Origin of the sequence: Niabella hirudinis, from assembly GCF_051201075.1 — a bacterium.
Lineage (GTDB): Bacteria > Bacteroidota > Bacteroidia > Chitinophagales > Chitinophagaceae > Niabella > Niabella hirudinis.
Window position 1 is genome coordinate 47,582 of sequence record NZ_JBPEHJ010000016.1, and the last position, 24,641, is coordinate 72,222.

Consider the following 24,641-nt stretch of genomic DNA (forward strand, 5'->3'; position numbering starts at 1 on the left):
GCTACTAAACTATTCTTAATGGTTTTTTCGCCCTCGCAGGTGTTATCAGCAGCAAGCGGGAACCTTAATTTTCCCTGGCAGCATCTTGCTTTTTCTCCCCCTTCACATCAGTATCTTTTCCCGCTACCCTTCCGGCAGCATAGGATGAGGATACTGCTCCACCAGCTTTGCTCATTCCGCCAATACCTGAACTGACAACAGCTGCTTGTGGCTCATTTTTACGCCCGCCGGTATAGGTCCTCGTTTCCGCCTGGGCGGCCTGGTTTACTTTTTCTCCAAAAGTTTGACCCTGTGTTTGCCTGGCGGTAGTCGGCGTCATGGATAATCTTGACGGCATGCTGTTGTTCTGAGCCGGTATGCTGGAATTTGCAGAAACAATGGCTGAGTTTTGAGCAAATACTACTACTGAACCAGCTGACAGGAGAAAGGAGAATAAAATCTTTTTCATGATATATTGTTTTTGGTAATGAAAAAATAGCGGTTTCACCTGTATATCAATCAAAGCAATATTTTGTTACCCCTAAACTTTCATAGACGCGTTCGATAGCTGCGGGATCCGGTGCGGGCAGGTTTTATATTGTTCCTGGCTATCATCGCCACAACAAACTTCCATCGCCGTAGCTTAAGAACCGGAAATCATGCTGCAATGCATATTCATAAACCTTCCGCCAGTCATCGCCGATAAAAGCGGCTACCAGCAGCAGCAGGGTAGAGGAAGGCTGATGAAAATTTGTGATCAGGGCATCCACCACTTTAAAGGAATAACCCGGAGCAATAATGATTTGTGTTTTGGCAACCAGGGTGCCGGGCGGTTTCCCCTGCAGGTAGGTGGTCAGCGCCTGTAATGCTTCGGTAGCGGTATATTGTTGCAGGCTTTCTTCATAAGGATCCCATTGATCAATATGCGGCAGTTCATGGGCAAAACAATCAGGATCGCGCAGCAGCTTTGCCCCCAGCCAGTACAGGGATTCCAGGGTACGCAAAGAAGTAGTGCCTACCGCTACCAGCGGATGCCCCCGCTGCGCCATGATTTCCCCGATCAGTGCAGGCGATACCGCTATAAACTCGGCATGCATCTCATGATCCTTCATGGTTTCGGCTTTTACCGGTTTAAAAGTGCCGGCGCCTACATGCAGGGTTACAAAATCAGTTTGAATGTTTTTTGTATGTAGTTTTTCCAGAACGCCTTCTGTGAAGTGCAAACCGGCGGTTGGCGCGGCAACAGACCCGTCATGCGCGGCATATACCGTTTGGTATCGTTCCTCATCGGTTTTATCGGCAACCCTCTTTATATAGGGGGGCAGGGGGATCTGTCCGGTCAGATGCAGCACTTCTGCAAAACTCATCGATGCCGGATTCCAGTTGAGTTCGATCAGGAAGCTGTCGCTGCGCTTTTCTATCAAACGGGCTTCGAGTACGGCTTGTGCCGAAATGGGAAGCGTTAGTACCTGCCCGCTTTTCCATTTGGAAGCGCCGCCCACCAGGCAAAGCCACCGCACCATTCCCTGTTGCGCCATGGCGGTGGTAATATCCGCATAATCTTCGCAGGGCTCCAGGCAAAAGATTTCAATTTGTCCACCCGTGGGCTTTGTAAACAGCAGCCTTGCTTCCACCACTTTTGTATTGTTGAAAACAGCCAGTGTCTGTTCGGGAATATATTGATCGATCTGCCGATAGGTATCGGTTTGGATGGTCCCTGCTTTATAAACAAGCAGTTGAGATGCGTCCCTTTGTGTTAACGGGAAAAAAGCGATCTTTTCTTCAGGTAGCTCGTAGGTAAAATCAGCGATATTCAGGTCCTTCGGATGCAAAATGAAAACGGGGTTTAAAAAATAAAGTGCAAGTTAGTTTATTTTTATCGGGTCATACCTGTTAGATCTTAAGACCTAACAGGTCCCGGGCCGCCTAAAATTCCTTCTCGCCCATTTCGCTCTGTGGAAGCTGGATCTTCCGGTTGCGGCGGGAGAGGTTGAAGCCCATCGATAGTTGAAACTGGTCCGGTTCGTAAATATAGTTGGTGGTTGTGTAAAAATTGGCGCCGTAAGTGGTGATGCGCTGGCGGTTCGATTCCTTCATCCCGGCATCAATATTGAGCCATTGCAGCTGGAAATACCAGCGTTTATCTTTAGTAGTCTTTTTAACAGTAAAATGGGGCGTTAAAAAACGGCTGTCCTCGCCCTGCGCGGTTACCCGCTCTGAGAGGTAGTTGACACTTAACTGCAACAGCCAGTTGGAGGGAAGTGTAAAGTTCTGGCTGCTGTTGATGGTGTATACCCAGCTGCTGTTGGAAACCGGCAGTGTGCCGTTAAAAATTTCGCCGTCAATTTTATATTTATACACGTTGCCGCCCAACACACACTGCCACCAGGGAGTCAGATTCATGTTTAAATTGGTTTCTACGCCAGTTTGAAAGGCCATGCCGGCATTGGTAAATACACGGTTGAGGATCGAGTCATTGTATACTTTGTTTACCCGCTGTATGGGGTTTTGGATGCGCTGGTGGTACAGGGTCAGGAAAAACGAACCGCCCCCAAGTTTGCGCTCCCAACCCAGTTCATAAGTGCCGGTTAGCTCCGGCAATAAATGCGGGTCGCCCTGTTCCAGTGTTTCGGAATGCTCCCGTTCCGGAAAAGGGTTTAACTCGTAGTTATTGGTACGTTTGATGCGGCGGTTATAGCCAGCCCTAAGTGTTGAAAGGTCCGTAAGCGCATACCGGAACTGCGCGGAAGGAAAGAAATTATTGAGCGTGAGCTGCTGCTCGTCTTCGCCCTTTGAAAAGCTCAGGTCGCGCTCAGAATATTCCAGCCGGGCACCCAGGTTGTAATTCAGCTTGCGGGCCTGCCCGTTTAACTGTACATACCCGGCATGGATGCGGTTAATGGTTTTTACCTGGCTCGTGAATTCCGGATCGGTGGCATAATCCGGCGTGCCCAGGATTTTCGTGTAATAGGTAAAGTTTCCGTCCTGCAGGTCATAACGGAACTGGTAGCCGCCCTGCAAGGTGAGCTGCGTACCCAGCTTTTGCGTGTAGTCAGCTTTTATTCGAAAGGCATTCAGCGGGTTGCGGTTGGGATTGTGGGTAAACTGGATGGTGTCCGATGTATTGGGATAATACAGGTTCCGGTTATAGGTATTGCCGGAGAGACCCGCATGTTCATAAAGGGCGCCCAGGGCAATGGACGATGCTTTGCTGAATTGATGGGTATAGTCCAGGTTGGCCAGGCTAAACAGACCCTCTTTTTCCTGTGTGTTGGCATTGTAGTAGGTAAAAGGGGCAAATACTTCACCCGTCTGAACCCGCTGCCGGTAATTATGATAGATAAGATCCGCTTCCCGCAACTGAAATTTTTTGCCGATATAAAAGCCGGCGCTGATGAAATTACGGGGATTGGCCTGGTAGCTGGCAGCCAGGCGCCCGCCATAGTTGTAACGTTTATAGCTTCGCTCGCCGGTTGAAGGCAATACCGTTTTGACGCCATCCCTGATGGTATACACATTGCCCTCCCGGTACCCGGAGATATCATTGCGCAGGTAGTTCAGTCCGCCGCTGATATCCCATTTGTTTTTGCGGTAGCCCGCGCTGATGTCGGCCCCAAACCGTTGCGGGTGGTGCGCATTGTCAAAGTCATTTACCGGCGGCAATCCGTACATAACATTGGATTGCACCATCCAGCCGTCTTCAATACCTGTTTTGGTAATGATGTTGAGGATGCCCGCTTTTCCATCGGCATCATAAGCCGCGGAAGGGCTGGTGATCACCTCAATGTTTTCAATGGCGGCGGCGGGTAGCTGGCTTAGTACCGTAGCCGGATCCCCCTGTGTGGGCTTGCCGTTGATCAGCACCAAAAAGCTGGAAGAGCCCCGGAAACTGATCTCACCCAGTGCGTTTACCGATATGGCGGGCAGGTTGCGGATTACATCCACTCCTGTGCCGGAGGAAGCATTGGCAAACTGCCCGGCATTATAAACCTGGCGATCGACCTTGAAAGACACGGGAGGCTTTTTGCCCTGCACTACGATGGCCTCCAGGGAGACGGCATTGCTTTGCAGGTAAATGGTACCTAAATCGATCATTGACGAAGCGGATGGCAGCTCCAAGCTCCGGGACCGGTACCCGGTATAGGAAATAAAAAGCGGCTTACGGTCAGTCGCAGGGATGCTGATAGAGAACACCCCATTCTTGCCCGATAAAACGGACTGACCCGTTTGGGCGGTAACGGATGCGGCTTCCAGGGGCGCCTGGGTTGCGCTATCGGCTATAGTGCCCGTAACCGTTAATTGCTGTGCCGGTAACTGCAGCCAAAAAGCGAATGAAAACAGCAGACTTAAGAATTTTATCATTTTTGAGAAGATGCTTTGAAAACAGAAGATGAATGGGACGCAAATATAACAAAAGCTCCAGGTATGGTATTAAAAATCAATTGGATATAAAAAAGGCCTGCCCTAAAAAGAGCTGGCCGTTGCTAACCTATGAAAAACACTGAAGTAAAGTTACGAAGATTTTCATATATAAATAAAAATTTTATTAAGAAGTTAAATAATTTTTTTGTGCGGGGTATTGACGTGTTGGTGTTTTAGTTCGAGCTCGTTTTTTATTTACCAGGAGATTTCCGAACTTTAAATGGTGTTCATCTTTATAATTAAAATATGAGGATCTGGTCATTACATCCGAAGTACCTGGATGCGAAAGGTCTTGTTGCCCTCTGGCGGGAGGCGCTGCTTGCCCGGCATGTTTTGGAGGGCAAAACGGCCGGGTACAGGAACCATCCGCAGTTAACCCGGTTTAAAAATTTGCAAAAACCGGTGGAGGCCATCAATGAATATCTAACAACTGTTTATGAAGAAGCGATGCACAGGGGGTACCGGTTTGATCAAACAAAGATTGGAGGGGCCTCAGCCACTACCCGGATAGAGGTAACGGCCGGACAACTGGAGTATGAATTTCATCACCTGATGAAGAAGCTCCGGACCCGGGACCCGGAAAAATTCAGGCAGCTTCAGTGCACCGCGGATATTGAAACCAACCGGTTGTTTGAGGTGGTAGCCGGTGGTATTGAAGCCTGGGAGATCGTTTAGCCATCTGCTGTCAATGAAGGCTTTTTACACTGGGCCCCGCTATATATAGCAGATAAAAAATTGATTGATTCCACCCCTTAGTGCTCAGAAATTGATCCCTGTCGAAGTATTATCCAGGCGGATCGTTTTTTCTATATGGATCTGTTCCAGAAAATGAGGATCATGGGATACAACGATCAGCGTACCCTGGTATTCGTTAATAGCGGTCGTCAGGATCTCAATGTTCTGCAGGTCCAGGTTATTAGTAGGCTCGTCCAGTATAATGATATCCGGCGACTGGTGGCCGATGGTAAGGCAGCAAAGCATCAGGCGCATCCGCTCTCCGCCACTCAGTGTACTGCAGGATTTGTTCCAGTACTCCGGTGTAAACAGGAAACGGCTCAGCCGGATTTTTACTTCGTGTTCCTGCAAGGCCGCAGTATTAAATTGTTGCGCCTGTTGGTAAACCGTCAGCAGGTTATGGATCAGTGAGTAGTCCTGGTCGATATAAACAGTATGGCCCGCTGTGCGGTAAAGGGCGCCGGTTTGCGGTGCGAGTGCTCCTGTTATAAGCTGGATCAGGGTGGTTTTGCCGGAACCGTTCAGGCCCTCCAGGGCGATTCGTTCTCCGCTGAGAATCTGGAACGACAGGGGCTTGCTCCACAGTGGTTGCGCACTATGGGCGTAGTTGATGGCGGTGGCGGTAACCAAAACCTTGCCTTTATGCAGGGCTGCATGTCCGAACCCGAATTTCATTTTATCGGCATCCGGCAGCGTGGAGCGCAGTTCCCGAAGCTCCTGCGCCATGCCACCCACTTTTTCAGCATGTGCGCTGCCGATCTTTGAGGTGCTGCGTTCCGCATTATTTCGCAGGGTGTTCATCATAATGCGGGCAATACCGGCCTTCTCCTGTTTGGCTTTACCGCGCGCATCCAACTTTTGCTGGCGTTCCAGCGTTTCCCGTTCTTTTTCCCGGGCTTTCCGGAGCGCTTTTTCCTTGTTTTGTAGGTCCTGGTTCAGTGCCTCCTGCGCCGCCTGTTTTTGCGCGCTATAAAAATCGTAATTACCGCCATAAACCGTGATGCCGCGTTTGTCCAGCTCATATACCGTACTTAAAAGGTTCAGCAATACCCGGTCGTGGCTCACCGTGATCAGGGCTGCCGGGGTTGACTGGATAAAGCGATATAACAATTGCCGGCCTGCAGCATCCAGGTGGTTACTGGGCTCATCTAAAAGAATGAGCTCCGCCTGGTGAATATGCATCCCCGCCAGGAATACTTTTGTTTTTTGCCCGCCGCTTAATGTATGCATGGGTTGCGACAGGTCAAGATCCTCCAGCTGCCAGTAATGCAGGGCTGCGGTACACCGCTCTTCGATGGTCCAGTCGTCATCAAGCGCTGTAAAATGCGCTTCTGATGTGTGGCCGTTGAGTATTGCCTTCAGTGCATTCCGTTTGCTTTCAATACCCAGCGCCTGTGCAATAGTAAGATGGTTGTATTGCCCAAATACCTGGGGAACAAAGTAAGGCTGCAGACCCGGTTCAATATGCCCCGCAGAGGGGGGCAACAGGCCGGCGATTACCCGGAGCAGGGTCGATTTTCCTGCACCATTGTTGCCGATTAAAGCTACCTTATCATGGGGGGCTATCGTAAGATGGAGATTACTGAAGAGCGGCTCTTTGTCGGGATGGATATAAGACAGGTTCTGAAATATCAGCATGATTCTTTCTTTATAAGGATTCAAAAAATAGCGGCCCGGGAAGGCCTGGTCCTGTTGTGTTAAAAGAAAGAATTGATTACATCTGCTTGTGAGGTAAAATTGTTTTGAGGTGCAAAGATACGGGTTTTATAAATTCCTGTTTTTGCTTATTTTTATAGGTGTATGGTAAAATTTTCAGGCAAACAATTGTGGAACAGCTACTCCGGCATCATTTTACTGCTGACAGGCATGGCCGCGGGTGCCATGACCGGTATTTTGTTTCCGCAAGCCGTTCCTGTTCTGAAACCGGTGGGTGATATATTCCTCAACCTGCTTTTTGTTACGGTGGTGCCACTGGTCTTTTTTGCCATTGCGGTATCTGTGGCCGCCATTGAGCAAAAGAACCGGCTGGGGCGGGTGCTGGCGGCAATGACCATAACGTTCCTGGCCTTTATATTGCTGGCAGCAATTTTTACCATAATGATGGCCTGGCTGTTTCCACCGGCCATTCCGCTTGCAGACAGGAGCACGGTACCATCAATTCCGGAGGGCGATCACCGGACCTGGGGAGCGCGCCTGGTAGCGTTTTTTACTGTGGGAGAGTTTTACCAGCTGCTGTCCCGGCAAAACATGCTGGCGTTGCTGGTATTTGCTTTGCTGTTGGGAACAGCGGTGCGCCAATCGGGGGAGCGGGGCAAGCCCTTTTTTGATTTTTTGGTGGCGGGCAATGAGGTAATGAAGAACCTGCTGCTACTGATCATGAAAGGGGCGCCAGTGGGTCTGGGCGCTTATATAGCCTACCAGGCAGCCGATCTTGGGCCGCAGCTGTTTGGCTTTTATGCAAAGCCGATGGCGTTGTATTATGGAACGGGGATCCTGTATTTTTTTATCTTTTTTACCATCTATGCCTTTGTTGCCAATGGGCGTAAAGGCATACGCCTCTTCTGGAAAAACAATATTGTACCATCACTTACTGCGGTAAGTACCTGCAGCAGCCTGGCTACCATGCCGGCAAACCTTGTAGCTGCGGAACGTATCGGCATCCCCGTGCCCATCGCCAATGTAGTGATTCCCCTGGGCACTACCTTGCACAAAAATGGTTCCGCTATTTCAGCGATCGTCAAGATCTACGTGGTGTTCCAGATGCTGGGGTGGAATTTTTTTGAACCGCAGAACCTGGCCCTTGCATTGGGGATTACGGTACTGTGCAGTATGGTAGAAGGAGGCATCCCCAACGGGGGATATATCGGCGAACTGCTGATGATTGCTGCCTATCGTCTACCGCCGGAGACCGTGCCTGCGGTAATGATCATTGGCACCCTTGTGGATCCGCTGGCCACCGTTCTCAATGCCACCGGTAATACCGTTGCGGCCATGGTGGTAACCCGGATTACAGGGGCGAGGTTTGATATTTGATGTTTCACGTTTGAGGTTTAAAGTTCCGCGCTGAAACATGAAACATGGAACTTTGAACGTGAAACCGCCCTATCTTAGCAGCTATGAACCGTAAAACCTTTGTGCAATCTTCAATGACGCTGCTGGCGGCGGCGGGTATGCCGATGGCCGTGATCAATGCAGGCGTTACCGGAACGGGCAATAAGATCATAACTCCTCCCTATCTGAAACCGGGTGATATGATCGGCATTACCGCACCCGCGGGATTTATTACTCGGGAGGGAATCCTGCCCGCGGCTACGCTGATGCAGCAATGGGGATTTAAGATACGGTTGGGTTATACTATTGGCAAGCGTGATTTTACCTTTGGCGGTACCGACGCGGAACGCCGGGAAGATCTTCAAAAGATGCTCGATGATCCCGAAATAAAAGCCATTATGTGCGCCCGCGGAGGGTACGGGTCTGTAAGGATCGTGGATGAGTTGAACTGGGACCAGTTTAAAGCGCATCCTAAATGGGTCATCGGCTTCAGCGATATCACGGTGCTGCATGCACACATCAACCGGAATTTTGGGATTGCCTCCATCCATTCCAAAATGTGCAACAGTTTCCCGGATGTTTGGGACACGGCAGATCCCTTGCAAAAAGATACCATTGAATCCATCCGGAAGGCCCTGACGGGTGAAAAAATGAGCTATACCGCCGAGGCGTTTAATAAATTAAACCGGCCGGGAACGGCTACTGCTCCGCTGGTGGGCGGCAATCTTAAAACGATCGAAACCCTGGCCGGATCGGCATCTGATATAAATACCTATGGCCGGATCCTGTTTGTAGAAGATACCGGGGAATACCTCTACAGCATCGACCGGATGTTCTGGAATCTGAAGCGTACGGGTAAGTTGTCCGGATTGGCAGGGCTGATTGTGGGTGGAATGAAGGTTAAGCAGGATCCGCTGGATGAGCAGTTCGGTAAAAATATCTATGATATTGTCCTTGAGAAAGTGAAAGCGTATAGCTACCCCGTTTGTTTCGATTTTCCGGTGGGGCACCAGATCAATAATTATGCCTTGCGCTGCGGCGTTGAGCACCGGTTAACGGTTGCCGCAGAGGGAGCAACATTAACCAGTATATAAAAGTATCCTATCATGTCTATAATATTACCTCCTTCTTTAAAAAAAGGCGACACCATCGGTATCGTATGCCCCGCCGGTTATTTGGATGCGGCTAAAGCGGCAACATGTATACGCGTACTGCGGCAGTGGGGATTTGCCGTAAAAACGGGACAAACGCTGGGAGGCATTTCCGGTAATTATTTTTCCGGAACGGACGCAGCGCGCCTGCAGGACCTGCAGCAGATGCTGGACGATGATAGTGTGCAGGCGGTGCTTTGCGGCCGCGGCGGCTATGGAATGGGACGCATCATTGACCAGGTCAACTTTAAGAAATTCCGGAAAAAACCAAAATGGGTAATAGGGTTTAGTGATATTACGATCTTTCATAACCATGTCGTCCGCAATTTTGGTATTGCGGGGCTGCATGCTCCCATGGCCGCGGCTTTTAATGGCGATGGATATAAGAACCGCTATGTACAGTCGCTGCGCCAGGCCCTCGGCGGCACAAAAGCCTCCTACAAAGTACAGGGCTCCCGGTACAACCGGAGGGGTACGGCAACCGGGCAACTGGTAGGGGGCAATTTGTCGCTGCTGGTTAATGCAATCGGCACCCGTTCCGACATGCAGACCCGGGGGAAGATCCTGTTTATAGAAGATATCGGCGAACAGAAATACAGCATCGACCGCATGCTGTACCAGATGAAACGCAGCGGCAAACTGAGCCGGCTGGCGGGCCTGGTGTTTGGCCGCTTTACCGATCTGCAGGATACCGCACGCCCTTTTGGCGAAGACCTGAAAGACCTGCTTTGGGATAAGGTAAAGGAATACGATTACCCCGTTTGTTTTGATTTTCCGGTGAGCCACGATAAGGAAAATTATGCGTTGAAAGTAGGAGGGCATTACCGTTTGACGATTGATAAAAGAACAGTGCTGGAGGAGCTATAGCAGTGCTGTTGTTGCCGCGAAGGCCGGAAACCACGAAGATGCACGAAGCGGAAATACGATGCTTTTTGCTTCTGTGTCAGTGGCACTGCCACAGAATCTCTGAGGCACTGAAGGCTTTGGGCTCTTCTAAATTAAAAGCGGGTTATCGCTGCAGCACTAAAAGAATCTGTGTTTCTGTGTTTCAGTGGCACTGCTACAGAATCTCAGTGGCGATAACACAGCAACTTTTTGGTTTATAGTTGAAATCGATACATTGTCTATCTTTATAGACAAAATAGATAATCATGACCTTGCAGCAACTGGAATATATTATTGCCGTAGACACCCACCGGAACTTTATAAAAGCAGCGGATTCCTGTTACATTACCCAGCCCACATTGAGCATGCAGATACAGAAGCTGGAGGAAGAGCTGGGGGTGAAGATCTTTGACCGCAGTAAGCTTCCGGTGGTGCCCACGTCTACCGGGCAGGGCATACTGGAGCATGCGCGGCGCGTGCTGCATGCGCGCAATGAGCTGAACCGGTTTATCGAAGATCAGAAGGGGAAGATCTCCGGTCAGCTGCGCATCGGGATCATTCCCACCCTGGCGCCCTACCTGCTTCCCATTTTTGTACCTGCTTTTATAAAAAAATACCCGGATATAAAACTGATCATCCACGAGCTGATGACCGAGCTGATCGTTTCCTATCTGAAAGATGAAAAAATTGATGCCGGCATCCTGGTAACCCCGCTGAACGAACCCGGCATTACAGAGCACGTATTGTTTTACGAAGAGCTGATGGTGTTTACTTCCAAAAAAAACCGGGCGTATGAAAAACAGTATATTCTGCCCCGGGATATCGACACCAGCAAACTCTGGTTGTTGGAAGAAGGCCATTGCTTCCGGTCACAGATCCTTTCCATCTGTGAATTGCAGCAGCAGAGCAAAGAACATTCCGGCCTGGAGTATGAGGCCGGTAGCCTCGAAACCCTGAAGCGGATGGTGGAGATCAGCGATGGCGTTACCATTGTGCCGGAGCTGGTGACCCTGCAGATGCCGAAAAGCCAGCAACAGCTGATCCGGCATTTTAAGAAGCCTGTGCCCGTTCGCGAAGTAAGCCTGGCGGTGCACCGCGACTTTCTGAAAGAAAAATTGGTAAAGGCTCTCCGGGACGAAATTCTGCTGGCCGTGCCCGAGAAGCTGAAGAAAAAACCCTCACCCAATGTAATACCGATCGGGTGAGCTTACAGCTTTCTGCTATCAGCGATTAGCAATTAGTAGTGAGCTTTCAGACAACGCCCTGGAACCCCGGTATTAAGCCATCAACATTTCATTTCTCACCCTTTAAAAGTAAAATGTGGGAATTTGAAAATTTGAAAATGTCGCTACTGCTCCTTGATCTTTCTTTGGCCGATATTATACAGGGAATAGCAAGTAGCGGAAAGTTCGTATATGGAGCATAAAAACGGATCTAACGTGAAACCTGGAACTTTAAACCTTAATATACGAAGAACCCGGTTTGTACCGAAGCTTAAACCTCAACCCTCAAACAGTGAATAGTACATAAGTGAATAGTCAATGGATCAATGAGCACAGAACCGGATCTGACATGAAACTTTAAACCTGAAACCTGAAACCTGAAACAAAAGCTATTCCGGATCCTGGATTCGGTTTAGCTTAACGCTGGTGAGCGGTGCTACGATCAGCGGAAACTTTTCTACCGTCACATTGGAAAGGTCCAGTCCGAAGCCCTTTTCTTCGGAAAGGCTGATCTGCTTGATCAGGAAATGCAGCTTCATGGTGATCTTCTCCATAAAAGGCAGGTCATTATCCGGACTGAGGTATTTTTCCATCACCATAAACTGGAAATCGCCTACGGTATTGCTGCTGGCCAAACTTTCATAGCGGCTGATAATGTTCACTTCATTATTCACTACCAGATCTTCCACTACTTTTTTAAACATGATGTTGATGCGGGGTTGTATCCGGAATCCCAGCCTGAAATCAATACGGATGATATCATTGGGAATGATGTGCTCCACTTTGTATTCCGCTGTGTACGGATCATCCAGGGTATCTACATGCACAAACCAGTAAATATCGGCCCGTTTAGGTTTCTTATTCAGGATGGAATAAATGATCTTATGCTCAATTTCCTTTGGATTATCTGCACTGGTCAGATAGATCAGGTGGGTGGCATACTTGGCAATGGACCGGTCGGCGCTAAGCTCCTGCATCTTGGGTATATAGTGCTCCATGCGTACAAACTCCACGTAACGGTTCTTGATTTTCCGGGCCCTGTACCAGACATACATCACCATAAACATCAGGCCGCCGATCATCACCGTAATATAACCTCCATGCACAAACTTCGCCAGCAAAGCTATCAGGTAGGCGATTTCAATGGTGAGATAGCCGGCAATAAAAATATAGACCCACACCGGCCGGATCCTTTTCAGCACCAGGTAATTTGCAAAAAGAATAGTTGTGGTAAGCATGGTTACAATGATCGCTAAACCATAAGCAGCCTCCATTCGGGAGGATTGCTGAAAATAGAGGACCACTCCTATACAACCCACAAACATCAGTGAGTTAATGGCAGGGATAAACAGCTGGCCCTTGGCCTCCGATGGATAACGGATCTTTACCTTGGGCCAGAGGTTTAAGCGCATGGCTTCGCTGATGAGGGTATAGGCGCCGGAAATCATAGCCTGGCTGGCAATGATGGCGGCAGTAGTGGCAATGATGACCCCCGGCACAATAAACCACTCGGGCATCAGGTTGAAAAAGGCATTAATACCCAGCGTTTTTTTCACCGATTCGGTAACGGTAAGCCCGTTATGGTGCGACAGCAAATAAGCGCCCTGGCCAAAGTAGTTGAGCAGCAGACAAAGTTTTACATACATCCAGGAGACCCGAATGTTTTCGCGCCCGCAATGACCCAGATCGCTGTACAGCGCCTCTGCCCCTGTAGTACAGAGAAATACGGCACCCAGCAGCCAGAACCCATGCGGATACCGGATAAGAAAATCAATAGCATAATGTGGGCTCAGTGCGCGGAATATAGAAATATCGTCAAAAAGATGGCCAATCCCAAAAATGGCCAGCATGGTGAACCAGAGAAACATGATCGGGCCAAAGACTTTGCCAATGGAAGCCGTTCCAAATTGCTGCAGGAAGAAGAAAGCGCTGAGAATACAGAGAACAATGATGACAACGGTGTTGGTAGACATGTGCCGGAGCGAGGGCAGGATAGATAAACCTTCAACAGCAGAGGTGATGGTCATAGGCGGGGTAATGATCCCATCGGCAATCATGGCCGCGCCGCCAATCATGGCGGGGATAACCAGCCATTTTCGTCGGCGCCGCACCAGGGCAAACAGGGCAAAAGTACCGCCTTCCCCCCGGTTATCGGCTCTCAGAATAAGCACTACATATTTGATGGTGGTTTGCAGCGTAAGGGTCCAGATGATGCAGGAGAGGGATCCTATTACCAACAGTTCATTGATTTCCCGGTTTCCTATAATGGCGTTAAACACATACAAAGGGGACGTGCCAATGTCCCCATAGATAATTCCCAACGCAACCAGCAGGCCAGCGGCCGTCATTTTGTTTGTAGAAGCTTTCACTTGCAATGAGTCCATTTATTCTGCAATAAAGCAGCAAAGTTTAGATAAAGATTAATAAACAAAAAACTTATTTTATTACCGCCTTTCATTATATTTTCTCGCTTATAACAGGCTTTGTTAAAAGCCGGCAGGGAATCATGAGAAAGCTGTAACTTTATAATTGAATATTAAAAAGATTTATGAAAAAGTTGATTTTTAGTCTGTTACTACTCTGTTTCAGCCTTATAAACGTTGCAAAGGCGCAAAGTATTGTGTATGCAGAAGCAAATAAAGCCGATGTGCAACGGATGAACTTCGAAATCCTGGGCAAACTGGCCAATAACTATCTTATTTATAAAGAAGTGAAAGGGAAGCACCAGATCAACGTGTTTAATGAAAGCATGCAGCTGCTGGAGTCGGTTCCCGTAACCATCCTTCCAAAGAAAGGCGACCTGCTGGATCTTACTTTTTACCCCTTTCATAATTATGCATACATGCTGTACCAGTTTCAGCAGGGAAGTACGGTGTACTGTAATGCCGTAAGAATTGAAGCCAATGGCAAAATCCTTGACGCACCGGTTACACTGGATACTACAATTATTGCCTATAAGGCAGACCGGAAGATCAATAGTTCCGAACAAAGCAGTGATGGCAGCAAGATCCTGTTATTTAAGATCAATAAGAAGGACCCTGCTCATCATGTTTTTAAAACCCGGCTTTTTGACCGGGAGCTGCACCTGATCAAAGAAAGCCGCTATACGCTCCCAATGGTAAGGGGAGGCGATTTTCTGACGGGATACAGCCTGGCAAATAATGGGGATTTTGCCTTTATCAAGTATAATCGGCTCAACAGCGGCAATATACAGGATGCGGCCCTGATCGTAAAATCCGAAAACAGCGATATTTATAAAGAATACCCCCTTTCGGTTAATGATTTGTTTCTCGATGATATAAAACTGAAAGTGGATGAGGCTAACAATCGTTACCTGATGACTTCGTTTTACGCTACCCAAAAAAGAGGAAATATTGCAGGCATTTACAATTATGCGCTGAGTGCAGATCAACATGAAAAATTATTTGAAACCGTTACCCCTTTTAACGAAGATCTGAAAAAGAAAATAGGTGGCAAAAGCGGCAGTAAAACCGCCTTTAACGACCTGTTTATAAACAATGTTATCATAAACCGGGATGGCGGCTTTACGGTTGCCGCGGAAGAACTTTATACAACTAATGCCAGCGGTATGTGGGATCGGTGGAACTATTGGGGTGGCGGAGGTTTCTACGGATCCTACGGCTTTTACGGGGGCTGGGGCCCCTGGGGCGGCGGTTACTGGTCGCCCTATCGCTACTATTCCCCCTTCTTTTACAGGAGTTATTGGTGGGGGCCTGGTTATGGTTATGACGGATACGCCCGCTATCATGCCGGCAATATTGGCGTGTTTTCTTTTGACCGGGGAGGCAACCGCACAACAGAAAATATCATTTTCAAAGATCAATCCGAAACAGAAACCGATGGTACCATCTCCTACCAGGTGCTGCTTCGCGGCGACCAGATGCATTTTGTGCTAAACCGTGCTGCAAAAATTTCGGACCTCGATGATGTGATCATCACCGAAAATGGTCAAATGACCGAAGCGGAGCCCATAGAAGCGAAGGATAAATATGTAGATTTTATGCCCCGTTATGGAAAACAGGTAGGGCCGGGCAGTATGATCATTCCCTATTTATATAAGAAAAGCATTTCTTTTGCAAAGGTTGATTTTTAAAAAACGGATTCCCCGCCTCATAGGGCGATAATGTTTTATCTATTAATAACTGACTGTTACTGTGATTGGCGTTTTTAAACAAAAGAACCCGGGAAATCTTATTATGATTTTCATACTGGGGCTAATGCTGAAATGGCCCTGGTTACTGTTGTCGGCAGTACAGCAGCGCGCCGTGGTGACGCGCCCTCAGGACGGGTTTCTTTACGACCACCTGCTCAAACTGCTGGAGCCTGTTGCGGCTGTCTTTCCCTCTTTTTATGCGGCGGCGGCTTTTTTACTCCTGTTTTGGCAGGCCTACCTGCTTACAAATTTTATTAACAATCAGCGCCTGGTAAATAAGGCCAATTACCTCCCCGGCATGGTACTCATGCTGGTTTCTTCATTTATCCCTGAATTTAATTATTTATCGGCGCCCCTTATTGTTTCCCTCCTGTTCCTGTTGTCCTTTATCTTTATTTTAAAGGCGCATAGTCACCCCAATGCCAAAGGGTTCATTTTTAATTGTGGCCTCGCGCTGGGGAGTGCTACCATGTTTTTTCAGCCGGCGGTATTTTTTCTTATCTGGGGGTTACTGGCATTGGGCATGCTGAGGCCGTTTCGCATCAATGAGTGGCTGCTGCTTTTATTTGGGTTTTTGACGCCCTATTATTTTTACCTGATCTACCTGTTTTTGTCGGATCAATGGGGTACGGTTCATACCCTGCTGGAGCCTTTTTCGGTAGGGCTCAGGCTGGGTAAACAGCAGCTTTGGTTTGCCGGTGCGTTGTTTCTGACTATTCTGCCGCTGCTGGCAGGCATTTATTCTATTCATGCGCTTTCATCAAAAATGCTGATACAGGTACGGAAAGGCTGGATGCTGTTTTTGAGCTATTTTGCCGTGGCCGTGGCCATTGCTTTTGTGAACCCTGGCACCGGGTTTACCAACTGGGTGCTGGTATTAGTGCCCTGCGCGGCGGTACATGGTTTTGGGTACCTGAACAGTGAAGTACGGCTGTACCCGGTTATTTCATTCTGGCTGACGGTGGCATTTATTATCGGCGTAGAAATTGCGGCTTTCCGGTGAGTTGATTTTGTTTCATGTTTCATGTTTGAGATTGGATGCTGCTGTTTCATATTCCAGGTTTTTTGGGTTGAGCAGGGGGTAATGTTGACATCGTATAAACTTTTTCTCCAAAAAAGCGGATTGTCTGATTTTCCCGCTGATTTTAGACGGATGCAATACACCGCTGATTACCGCGGATTGATTTTCTGCGAAAATATGCGCAAAAATTGGCGTAAATCTTCGGGAACTATGCGGGCGTTCAAAAGTTTATACAACTTCGTTGTTCAATATCGGCGAATATTATTTAACGTTCGTTTGTTGCCAAAAGGGCTGTCCCAATAGCAAGTTTAATGGAAACGGCTGCCATGGCTTCGTTTCAATGCCAAAGGAAACACTATCGACTTGCTCCCTACAGCTACTTCCTGTTTACTTAAACCGGTTTCATGCTCTATTGGCCATTGACCATTCACATTTCCCCATTTTCAAATTTTCAAATTTTCAAATTCCAGAAGGGTTATCTTTGCAGTCTGGTAGAACCATAAATCAATATCACATGAAATTTGGAGTAGTTGTATTTCCGGGGTCTAATTGCGACAGAGATATGTTGGACGCTTTACAGTATGATCTGAACCAGGAAGTAGTTCCGCTTTGGCATAAAAACGAAGATATCAGTTCTTTTAACACGGAGGATTGTATTGTGCTGCCGGGAGGATTTTCCTATGGGGATTACCTCCGGTGCGGCGCTATAGCCCGTTTTAGCCCGGTAATGAAGCAGGTGATTGCGTTCGCGAATAACGGGGGAAAGGTGTATGGAGTATGCAATGGGTTCCAGATCCTTTGCGAGTCGGGCCTGCTTCCCGGTGCTTTGCTGCGCAACGAACGGCAGCAGTACATTTGCAAGAATATCTATATTAAACCTGAAGGTACTTATAGGGAGCAGTTGCTCGGAGATCCGGAACATTTCCGTGAAGTATATAAAATACCGGTTGCACATGGGGAGGGCCGCTACTATGCCAACGCAGAAACCCTGGAGCAACTGAAGGCAAACGGGCAAATCCTCTTCCGCTATTGTGATGCGGAGGGCAATGAAACGCCAGAGAGCAACCCCAACGGCGCTATCGATCATATTGCAGGTATCAGCAATGCACAACGTAATGTATTTGGAATGATGCCCCATCCCGAAAGAGCCTGCAGTGCTGTTTTGGGTAATGAAGATGGTAAAAAGATTCTTACTTCTTTATTGATGGCCAGGCAACTTGTTTCCTGAGGAAAGCGTCCATAAGTAAACCGGCATTTTAGGTTTTTGTAAAGGAACCGGATGCTACCTTTGCATTTGTAAAATCAAAAACAACAATAATGAAGCATATTTTAGTGGGCCTTTTATGCGTAATGGCTTTTGGCAGCACCATGGCGCAGGTAGATCCTGCCAGTTGGAAATTTTCAGCAAAAAAAATAAGTAATAAGGTATACGAAGTGCAGATGGTAGCCACGCTAAAAAGCGGCTGGCATCTTTATTCCCAAACCCAGCCCAAAGATGCCATTGCCTATCCTACGAAGGTGGGCTTTGCCAATAACCCGCTGATTGTGCGTACGGGCAGCGTAAAGGAGTTAGGTAAAATGGAAAAATTTCATGATGCCACAACCAAATCCACAACGCATCAGTATGCCAATACCGTAACATTTGTACAAAGGGTAACCCTGAAGGCTGCGGCAAAAACATCCGTTTCCGGAACGGTAGAGTACCAGACTTGTGATGATAAAAAATGCCTGCCCCCAAAAACAATTCCTTTTAATGTTCCATTGGGATAAACAGGAGCAACAACTATTTAAAAGGTCATCTTCAACAGGTGGCCTTTCTATTTTTGGGGAAACGTATTGCCCCGTATGTCACAAAGGCGCCAAGAAACACAAAAAAATTATATACGGCCCCGATAAATCGCATGTGCGTCAGGTTAAGAACAGATCATGTTGCCATGAAATGTAGTACGGGTAAGCCTTTCGCGCCAAAAAGATCGCATCTTTTAATGGCAAACAGGCGTAGCGCGCCGTTGACCCTTATAACGATGAACCTCCAAAACCTCCCGTAGCCGCAGCGCGGCGGTAATTTCCTGTGCACGGCTTGTACAAACCGCAATGATTACCGGTGCGCTGCACCTTTATTACCCGTATTGTCGTTTACTAACAGGATCAGCGCTGCGCTGCAGCTCCCAGGGCAAAAATTAACTTGACGCGTATGCGATAAATCGGGGATAAAGAAGTGAATCGATTCGCCATAAAAACCCCTTCTTTCACGAGAAATTCAGGGAATGTAAAATAATAAATATCCAATGTAAAATGCAAAAGTGGATCCAGTTGACACTGACAAGCTCCTTTTCCTAAATGGGCACTCCTTTTACATTTGACATGCTCCATTCAATATTTTACATTGATACCGGGGCGAAGTATATATAGGGCAAAGACACTTTGTGTGTCTTGGTGCCTTCCTGTCTTAGTGGCGAAAAAACCACAGGTCTGAAATACGGAGGAAGAATCTGGGTTTCTTATATTGAAATCAGACACCATTGTAGCAGCATTAAAAGCGTCTGTGTTTCTGCGTTTCAGTGGCAATAACACAGCTTCTTTGCGGCCTTTCTCCGTTTTTATTGGCCCCAGCGGTAAGAGGTAATGTCAAAACCTGCCAGGTCCAGCACCCGGTCTACAACCGTGTCGGCAACTTCCTCAATGGTGCGGGGTTTGCTGTAATAGGAAGGGGTAGCCGGACATACGATGCCGCCCGCGAGCGTCAATGTTTCCATATTTTTAATATGGACCAGGTTATAGGGGGTTTCGCGGACAACGCAGATGAGTTTGCGCCGCTCCTTTAAAATAACGTCCGCAGCCCTGGTGATCAGGTCGTTTGATATGCCGGTGGCAACCCGCCCCAATACACCCATCGAGCAGGGAATAATAATCATCGTATCAAAACGACCGCTGCCGGATGCAAAGGGCGCATTGAAGTTGGTGGTGTCAAAATAGGAAAATGCCGGCTCCGGTTCAAAGATCGTATCCGTTTCAACCTGCCAAACTTCTTTTGCGTTTTTTGTGGCCACCACTCCAACCATCTCCCACTGGTCTTTTATTTGCAACAGTTTGGATAACAATCGTGAAGGGTAAATGGACCCGCTTGCACCCGTAATAGCCACCACAATTTTTCTTTTCATCCGTAAATTTTTTATGCCCGTTGCCTGAATGCCGTTCGGACGGATTTTAATGGCCGAATGTAACCTTTTATTAGTATCCCGATAATTATCGGATCATTTCCGGATGAAAAAACTGAAAAGCTTACTCAATCGGTTTATTGATTTTTAAATTATTAGGGGTTTGGCAGGAAATAAATTGGTAATAAAATGTGAAAATTTCCCGTACTTCAAAATATTACTTTTGAAATATAGGAAATAGTTTATAAATTTGAGATTGAATTTTCATAGGATAAGGTTTAATGGTTAATGGTTTTTGATGAAGGTCCCCAACGTGTAACAATGTTGGGGATTTTTTTATCCCTTTTTATTCAATCGCGAATAAGACGGCCTGCTTGCTTTACCGGTTGCCTGCGTATCAATTATTTTTTTTAACAGGAACAACTGTTTGTTCATTCGTGGACGCCGGGGGTTTAACTTCAACCGCAAAGGGCGCCAGGCATCCGCCAGGGTCGCTATAGAAGTTAATGGAAGGCGTTGCGTACCTCGCGGGATCATTGCGTTCTTTGCGTTTAAATTCAACCACAAAGACTTCACGAGGCAGGCTGCATAATACCGATAAAAGAGCAGGATCTGCTAAATCCCTTCAATCTTAACGGCGGTACCGCTTGCCGTAACCATCAGCATACTTTGGCCTACGGTTTCATAGTCCAGATCTACTCCAATTACTCCATTTGCGCCCAGCTGAAGGGCATAATCCTGCATTTCTTTGAGGGCTGTGTTCTTAGCCTCCCGCAGAACTTCCTCATAAGAGCCGGAACGCCCTCCCACAATATCACGGATTCCGGCAAAAAAATCCCGAACGATATTAGCTCCAATTACCGTTTCACCGGATACAATACCGCAGTATTCCACGATCTCCGCGCCTTTTAAACTGATCGTTGCAGTAGTTGAGAGGATAAATTTATTGTTCATGCCAGATTTAATATTTTTGTAAACCTACAAAATTTTAAGCATCATGCTGAAAACACCTGTATATATTGTTTTGCTTTTATTGTTATCAGGCGCCTGTAATGAAATGGCCGGGCCCGGTCCGGGCAGTGGGGCGGATACTTCATCATCATCAACGGGTTTAAACACTCCGGCTTCGCCAGGTATGCCAAAAGACGGGCCCAAAGACCCGGACGATTCCGTAATTGTCCTGCGGGCGCAGCAAAACGACACCGTTTTTATTGCCGATATTCAAAAAGATTATCAGCAAATCCATGTTCAGATTCCCGTAACCCATACCCGGCACCTGAACCTGCAGCTGCAACCTGAGGGCAAGGACAGGAATCTGCGGATCAGCCAGGTTCAAATGCCGGATGGTAAAACGGATGGCCCTTTTGGGCTGATAATGGAGTATCCTACAAAAAAGCCTGGGGTATACATGCTCATCATCGGCAGGAATAATATGGCCGATGGAAGGGTAAAGGGACCCGTGCGGATTGTTGTTGCGCGGCAATAATGATTACCTGCGCTCCCGCATTTAAAAGATTCTGAAGAATACCCATATTAGGGTATTGGCTATCTTTTTATTAAGAGATACCTTCACTTTATACACTAACTATAGTTGTGGCCTGACAAACCAGACCCAATACCCCCCAAACCAATAGTGGCATCTGTTGCAGATGCAGAAGCTTACCTTGAAGACGAAACCATACGGCTATGGGTGATCCTGTGCGCATATACATTGTTTGTGATCCCGTTTATAGTGTATAGATACAGGTATCCCGGCCCCACTCAAAACTATTGAGATACCTCCGCAGCGTATCCTGATTTTTGAATATTGTCCCCCCTCTTTGCCGATGTCATTCATTGGTCATCATTCTATTTTTTATTAATTCTTAAAACTGCACAACGATGAAAACTCGGTTTTTAATTTTTACAGCAGCTTTTCTTTTATGCCTTTGTACACAAAAGAAAGCAAACGCGGACCCTTGTATTTTTGTTGGCCCGCTTGTACAGGTTGTTAGTACAATTGACAGTACGGCCCCAAATGGTGATAAATACTGTGTGCGTGTTGTAAACCTTACGGAGGATATAAAAATCAACGGAGGTAACAAGTATGCCTATATTCATTTGTGGCGGATGGTTGACTATCCCAGCCCGGCCTGGGCATTTGGAAATGGCCCCAGCGGAGCTCCAAAATATGCTAACGGTGGTGTGTTGTCTACTTCTTTGCTAACCCTCGTGTTGAATTACAGCCTGGGTGAGGCCAATGTATTCCTGGCTAATACCTACCCTCCGGATACAAACAATGATTTTTTGGTACAGGATGCAAATGATGGGGTTACATTTACCAAAACCCCCGGCAACCCGGATGGGAGTACCCGGTTTGTGTTTTCCAATATCCGCCTGGCCGTAAAGCTGGCCCCGGGTGAGACCTGTGATCCAAACAATCCTCCTACTTTTAAAGGCGATTCCTGGTCGGCTCAGGACGATAAAGGAAAGAACCCTGCTTGCTGGCAAACAGGTATCGAAATACTCCCCGTTCAGCTTGAAAATATTGCGGCTGTTAAAAAGGATAACCAGATAGAAATCAGCTGGACTACTGCTTCTGAAAATAACAGCAGGGAGTTTGTGGTGGAAGGTTCGCGTGACAATGTAAACTGGACGGCTATCGGCAAGCTGGAGTCAAAAGCCGTAAATGGTATTTCTACACAGCCATTAAATTATACCCTGGTTATTGGTTTGCCGGTGACAGTAGCGGCATTGGGCATCGCCGGTTTATTCCTGCTCACGCTCGTAAGGTCCCGGTGGGCGCGGGCCCTGGCCCTGGTGATCATTATAGTAGTTGCAGGCGCTTGTCTTAAGGACGGCAAATCGGTAGATGTGGAGAAAGGCGAAGTGGGCTATATACGCATTGCACAATATGATAAGGATTCTAATATACCTGCTTATTCAAAAGTAATAAAGGTAGTTAATGATTAAGGTGCAGTAAAAACCAGGATGACGGGGCTGTCTGAAAAGGCAGCCCTTTTTTATGATCTGTTTTTTGGCTTTATCCCTGTCTGAAAACAATCTAACGGGTAAACAGGGGGCTTCATCGAATTTTGTATAATAACGGGGTCCAGATAAGTAAATTTGCTTAGAGAATGATACCAAGCAGTACTTGCAAGTAAAAATATAACTGTTTAGTTGAGGGCCTTAAAGTCAGTGTTCGTTTAGTGGGAGTGTTGTCACCGATATACATTTGAGTGATACCCAAAATTCAATGCAATAGTTTGTATAGAATATTTACTACTTAACCGGAGTCTGATCCGCCCTATACCCTTATACCCTTTTAAGCCAATATACGCATCCGCTGCGGATGCAACCGCTTACCGTGAAGATTGAAACCCGTATGGCGTACCGGTTATCATGATCCTGTGCCGGCTATTTAAGATCCTGGTTATAGTGTTACCGGATGAAGATAACAGCGCCTCCACTCAAAATGATTAGGATATGCTTGAATGTATCTGATTTTTTGAATCCCTGCGCCCACTTTGCCTGATGTTATTCTATGGTTAGTTGATTTTATTTTTTAATTTTTAAAACTGCACAAAATGAACAAACGTTTCTTACTCTCCATTGTTGGAGCCTTTATGGTCTTTATCGCCACAGCGCAAAACTGCATTAATATGACCAGCGCTGTCTTTTCAAACCCAAGTGGGGATAACTCAACCTGGAACCTGGATATCGGTTATAATACGAATGGGAATAAGTCCCTCAGTGTAAAAATCTATTGCGGCGGCGTTCTTATTCTGGAAGATTGTTTGCAGGGTAACACGAGTGATGGCCACAAAACCTATACAGGAGTTATGTGTAACGCAGGTCTGTCTGCGCTGAGGGCGGAGTTTATACCCTATACCGGCAATTGCGGTGCTGCCCAATGTGGTTCCAGTTCTGTAGTTATTGGCGGCGGTCCGCTTTCGGCTGCTTTTGAAAGCATTACAGCCGTAAAAGCGAATGACCAGATCAAAATCAACTGGACAACGGCTTCTGAAATTAACTCAAAGGAATTTGTAGTGGAAGGTTCACGTGATAATGTAAACTGGACGGCCATCGGTAAACTGGATTCAAAAGCGGTTGACGGTAATTCTACTGGTCCACTGAATTATACCCTGACCATCGGATTGCCGGTTGCAATGGCGGCCTTGGGTATGGGTGGTTTATTCCTGCTCACCCTGGTACGGTCCCGCTGGGCAAGAGTATTGGCCCTGGTGGTAATTGTATTGGCTGCAGGCGCCTGTTTGAAAGACGGTAAATCAGTAGATGTGGAAAAAGGAGAAGTGGGTTATGTTCGCATTGCCCAGTATGATAAAGATTCTCAGATTCCAACTTATTCAAAAATAATAAAGGTAGTTAATGATTAAGGTGCAGTAAAAACCAGGATGACGGGGCTGTCTGAAAGGGCAGCCCTTTATTAAGCCGGTTGCACTTGTTTGGATGTTGGGCAGTTGCAGCAGCGTAGAGGCGCTGGCAACTGCCCAACATTGTTTTATGATGGGTATGAAAAATACTGCATTGGGGGCATTGGACATCCTGCTATTGATAGCTACTTTTGCGGCCGCTGATTGCACCCGGTCGGCAAGGAGCACCCCCAAACCAATGATGATCCACTGCGGATCCCTGGCGCTTCTGAAACCCACAATAAACCGGAAATACGGATAATGATAATGTTTTATTCAAACCCATTTTGGGAGGGTAATACCGTGCCGCTGTTTTCCGATGCCGCCACTCAAACTATTTCTGCAGCCCCCTGCCGCATGCCGGAAATCTTTTGAATCCTCTTGCTTTACCGGTTATCACCAATAACAACTGATTTCTTTAATTTTTAAA

The 24,641-nt window shown here is 47.3% G+C and carries 20 protein-coding genes; 13 read left to right on the plus strand and 7 right to left on the minus strand.

What is annotated here, in order from left to right:
• Window positions 1–64: 64 nt before the first annotated feature.
• The 3 genes from GGU45_RS20125 to GGU45_RS20135 all read right to left on the minus strand — a co-directional run bounded on the left by GGU45_RS20125 (window position 65) and on the right by GGU45_RS20135 (window position 4,341).
• Window positions 65–502 carry a hypothetical protein gene (locus tag GGU45_RS20125; RefSeq protein WP_435227840.1) on the minus strand — a complete coding sequence of 146 codons (438 nt, stop codon included), beginning with the start codon at window positions 500–502 and terminating at the stop codon, window positions 65–67.
• A gap of 88 nt (window positions 503–590) precedes the next feature.
• On the minus strand, window positions 591–1,811 hold the full coding sequence (locus GGU45_RS20130) for an S-adenosylmethionine:tRNA ribosyltransferase-isomerase (protein WP_435227841.1): 1,221 nt from the start codon (window positions 1,809–1,811) through the stop codon (window positions 591–593).
• A gap of 94 nt (window positions 1,812–1,905) precedes the next feature.
• Complete coding sequence (locus GGU45_RS20135) at window positions 1,906–4,341, minus strand: TonB-dependent receptor domain-containing protein (protein ID WP_435227842.1); 2,436 nt, start codon at window positions 4,339–4,341, stop codon at window positions 1,906–1,908.
• Window positions 4,342–4,647: 306 nt separating this feature from the next.
• On the opposite strand from GGU45_RS20135, the gene GGU45_RS20140 reads away from it, so the two are divergent.
• Window positions 4,648–5,076 (plus strand): pyrimidine dimer DNA glycosylase/endonuclease V, encoded by a 429-nt coding sequence (locus tag GGU45_RS20140; RefSeq protein ID WP_435227844.1) that lies wholly within the window; start codon window positions 4,648–4,650, stop codon window positions 5,074–5,076.
• 84 nt (window positions 5,077–5,160) lie between these two features.
• Here the strand turns inward: GGU45_RS20140 and GGU45_RS20145 are convergent, their stop codons facing one another.
• Window positions 5,161–6,774 carry an ABC-F family ATP-binding cassette domain-containing protein gene (locus GGU45_RS20145; protein WP_435227846.1) on the minus strand — a complete coding sequence of 538 codons (1,614 nt, stop codon included), beginning with the start codon at window positions 6,772–6,774 and terminating at the stop codon, window positions 5,161–5,163.
• Between the two features lie 162 nt (window positions 6,775–6,936).
• On the opposite strand from GGU45_RS20145, the gene GGU45_RS20150 reads away from it, so the two are divergent.
• The 4 genes from GGU45_RS20150 to GGU45_RS20165 all read left to right on the plus strand — a co-directional run bounded on the left by GGU45_RS20150 (window position 6,937) and on the right by GGU45_RS20165 (window position 11,428).
• Complete coding sequence (locus GGU45_RS20150; RefSeq protein WP_435227848.1) at window positions 6,937–8,169, plus strand: dicarboxylate/amino acid:cation symporter; 1,233 nt, start codon at window positions 6,937–6,939, stop codon at window positions 8,167–8,169.
• An 83-nt stretch (window positions 8,170–8,252) separates the two neighbouring features.
• Window positions 8,253–9,281, plus strand: coding sequence for a S66 peptidase family protein (locus tag GGU45_RS20155; protein ID WP_435227850.1), 1,029 nt, complete (start codon window positions 8,253–8,255; stop codon window positions 9,279–9,281).
• 12 nt (window positions 9,282–9,293) lie between these two features.
• Window positions 9,294–10,205, plus strand: a complete 912-nt coding sequence (locus GGU45_RS20160) for a S66 peptidase family protein (protein WP_435227851.1) — start codon at window positions 9,294–9,296, stop codon at window positions 10,203–10,205.
• Between the two features lie 284 nt (window positions 10,206–10,489).
• Window positions 10,490–11,428, plus strand: coding sequence for a hydrogen peroxide-inducible genes activator (locus tag GGU45_RS20165; RefSeq protein WP_435227852.1), 939 nt, complete (start codon window positions 10,490–10,492; stop codon window positions 11,426–11,428).
• A gap of 407 nt (window positions 11,429–11,835) precedes the next feature.
• Here the strand turns inward: GGU45_RS20165 and GGU45_RS20170 are convergent, their stop codons facing one another.
• Window positions 11,836–13,815, minus strand: a complete 1,980-nt coding sequence (locus tag GGU45_RS20170; protein ID WP_435227853.1) for a KUP/HAK/KT family potassium transporter — start codon at window positions 13,813–13,815, stop codon at window positions 11,836–11,838.
• A gap of 179 nt (window positions 13,816–13,994) precedes the next feature.
• On the opposite strand from GGU45_RS20170, the gene GGU45_RS20175 reads away from it, so the two are divergent.
• The 4 genes from GGU45_RS20175 to GGU45_RS20190 all read left to right on the plus strand — a co-directional run bounded on the left by GGU45_RS20175 (window position 13,995) and on the right by GGU45_RS20190 (window position 18,411).
• Window positions 13,995–15,560: a hypothetical protein gene (locus GGU45_RS20175; protein ID WP_435227855.1), complete on the plus strand. Its 1,566-nt coding sequence runs from the start codon at window positions 13,995–13,997 to the stop codon at window positions 15,558–15,560.
• Between the two features lie 103 nt (window positions 15,561–15,663).
• Window positions 15,664–16,623 carry a hypothetical protein gene (locus GGU45_RS20180; RefSeq protein WP_435227857.1) on the plus strand — a complete coding sequence of 320 codons (960 nt, stop codon included), beginning with the start codon at window positions 15,664–15,666 and terminating at the stop codon, window positions 16,621–16,623.
• Window positions 16,624–17,155: 532 nt separating this feature from the next.
• Window positions 17,156–17,869, plus strand: coding sequence for a phosphoribosylformylglycinamidine synthase subunit PurQ (gene purQ / locus GGU45_RS20185; protein WP_435227859.1), 714 nt, complete (start codon window positions 17,156–17,158; stop codon window positions 17,867–17,869).
• Window positions 17,870–17,958: 89 nt separating this feature from the next.
• Window positions 17,959–18,411 (plus strand): protein-disulfide reductase DsbD domain-containing protein, encoded by a 453-nt coding sequence (locus GGU45_RS20190; RefSeq protein ID WP_435227861.1) that lies wholly within the window; start codon window positions 17,959–17,961, stop codon window positions 18,409–18,411.
• A gap of 830 nt (window positions 18,412–19,241) precedes the next feature.
• On the opposite strand, the gene GGU45_RS20195 is transcribed toward GGU45_RS20190, so the two are convergent.
• Both GGU45_RS20195 and GGU45_RS20200 read right to left on the minus strand, forming a co-directional pair.
• Window positions 19,242–19,802 (minus strand): UbiX family flavin prenyltransferase, encoded by a 561-nt coding sequence (locus tag GGU45_RS20195; protein WP_435227863.1) that lies wholly within the window; start codon window positions 19,800–19,802, stop codon window positions 19,242–19,244.
• 612 nt (window positions 19,803–20,414) lie between these two features.
• A complete protein-coding gene (locus GGU45_RS20200) occupies window positions 20,415–20,753 on the minus strand; it encodes a YbjQ family protein (protein WP_435227865.1) in 339 nt (112 codons plus the stop codon).
• A gap of 43 nt (window positions 20,754–20,796) precedes the next feature.
• Between GGU45_RS20200 and GGU45_RS20205 the strand changes: the two genes are divergently transcribed.
• The 4 genes from GGU45_RS20205 (at window position 20,797) to GGU45_RS20220 (ending at window position 24,473) form a co-directional block, all read left to right on the plus strand.
• Window positions 20,797–21,285, plus strand: a complete 489-nt coding sequence (locus GGU45_RS20205; protein WP_435227866.1) for a hypothetical protein — start codon at window positions 20,797–20,799, stop codon at window positions 21,283–21,285.
• A gap of 548 nt (window positions 21,286–21,833) precedes the next feature.
• A complete protein-coding gene (locus GGU45_RS20210; protein ID WP_435227868.1) occupies window positions 21,834–22,751 on the plus strand; it encodes a hypothetical protein in 918 nt (305 codons plus the stop codon).
• Window positions 22,752–23,365: 614 nt separating this feature from the next.
• On the plus strand, window positions 23,366–24,175 hold the full coding sequence (locus GGU45_RS20215) for a hypothetical protein (protein WP_435227870.1): 810 nt from the start codon (window positions 23,366–23,368) through the stop codon (window positions 24,173–24,175).
• Between the two features lie 127 nt (window positions 24,176–24,302).
• Window positions 24,303–24,473: a hypothetical protein gene (locus tag GGU45_RS20220; RefSeq protein WP_435227872.1), complete on the plus strand. Its 171-nt coding sequence runs from the start codon at window positions 24,303–24,305 to the stop codon at window positions 24,471–24,473.
• Window positions 24,474–24,641 lie beyond the last annotated feature (168 nt).

Bases quoted from the DNA above. Each gene is read 5' to 3' on its own strand.
- GGU45_RS20135 (WP_435227842.1), bottom strand. From the start codon at position 4,341: ATGATAAAATTCTTAAGTCTGCTGTTTTCATTCGCTTTTTGGCTGCAG.
- GGU45_RS20140 (WP_435227844.1), top strand. From the start codon at position 4,648: ATGAGGATCTGGTCATTACATCCGAAGTACCTGGATGCGAAAGGTCTT.
- GGU45_RS20145 (WP_435227846.1), bottom strand. From the start codon at position 6,774: ATGCTGATATTTCAGAACCTGTCTTATATCCATCCCGACAAAGAGCCG.
- GGU45_RS20150 (WP_435227848.1), top strand. From the start codon at position 6,937: ATGGTAAAATTTTCAGGCAAACAATTGTGGAACAGCTACTCCGGCATC.
- GGU45_RS20155 (WP_435227850.1), top strand. From the start codon at position 8,253: ATGAACCGTAAAACCTTTGTGCAATCTTCAATGACGCTGCTGGCGGCG.
- GGU45_RS20160 (WP_435227851.1), top strand. From the start codon at position 9,294: ATGTCTATAATATTACCTCCTTCTTTAAAAAAAGGCGACACCATCGGT.
- GGU45_RS20165 (WP_435227852.1), top strand. From the start codon at position 10,490: ATGACCTTGCAGCAACTGGAATATATTATTGCCGTAGACACCCACCGG.
- GGU45_RS20175 (WP_435227855.1), top strand. From the start codon at position 13,995: ATGAAAAAGTTGATTTTTAGTCTGTTACTACTCTGTTTCAGCCTTATA.
- GGU45_RS20180 (WP_435227857.1), top strand. From the start codon at position 15,664: ATGATTTTCATACTGGGGCTAATGCTGAAATGGCCCTGGTTACTGTTG.
- purQ (WP_435227859.1), top strand. From the start codon at position 17,156: ATGAAATTTGGAGTAGTTGTATTTCCGGGGTCTAATTGCGACAGAGAT.
- GGU45_RS20190 (WP_435227861.1), top strand. From the start codon at position 17,959: ATGAAGCATATTTTAGTGGGCCTTTTATGCGTAATGGCTTTTGGCAGC.
- GGU45_RS20195 (WP_435227863.1), bottom strand. From the start codon at position 19,802: ATGAAAAGAAAAATTGTGGTGGCTATTACGGGTGCAAGCGGGTCCATT.
- GGU45_RS20200 (WP_435227865.1), bottom strand. From the start codon at position 20,753: ATGAACAATAAATTTATCCTCTCAACTACTGCAACGATCAGTTTAAAA.
- GGU45_RS20205 (WP_435227866.1), top strand. From the start codon at position 20,797: ATGCTGAAAACACCTGTATATATTGTTTTGCTTTTATTGTTATCAGGC.
- GGU45_RS20215 (WP_435227870.1), top strand. From the start codon at position 23,366: ATGAACAAACGTTTCTTACTCTCCATTGTTGGAGCCTTTATGGTCTTT.
- GGU45_RS20220 (WP_435227872.1), top strand. From the start codon at position 24,303: ATGATGGGTATGAAAAATACTGCATTGGGGGCATTGGACATCCTGCTA.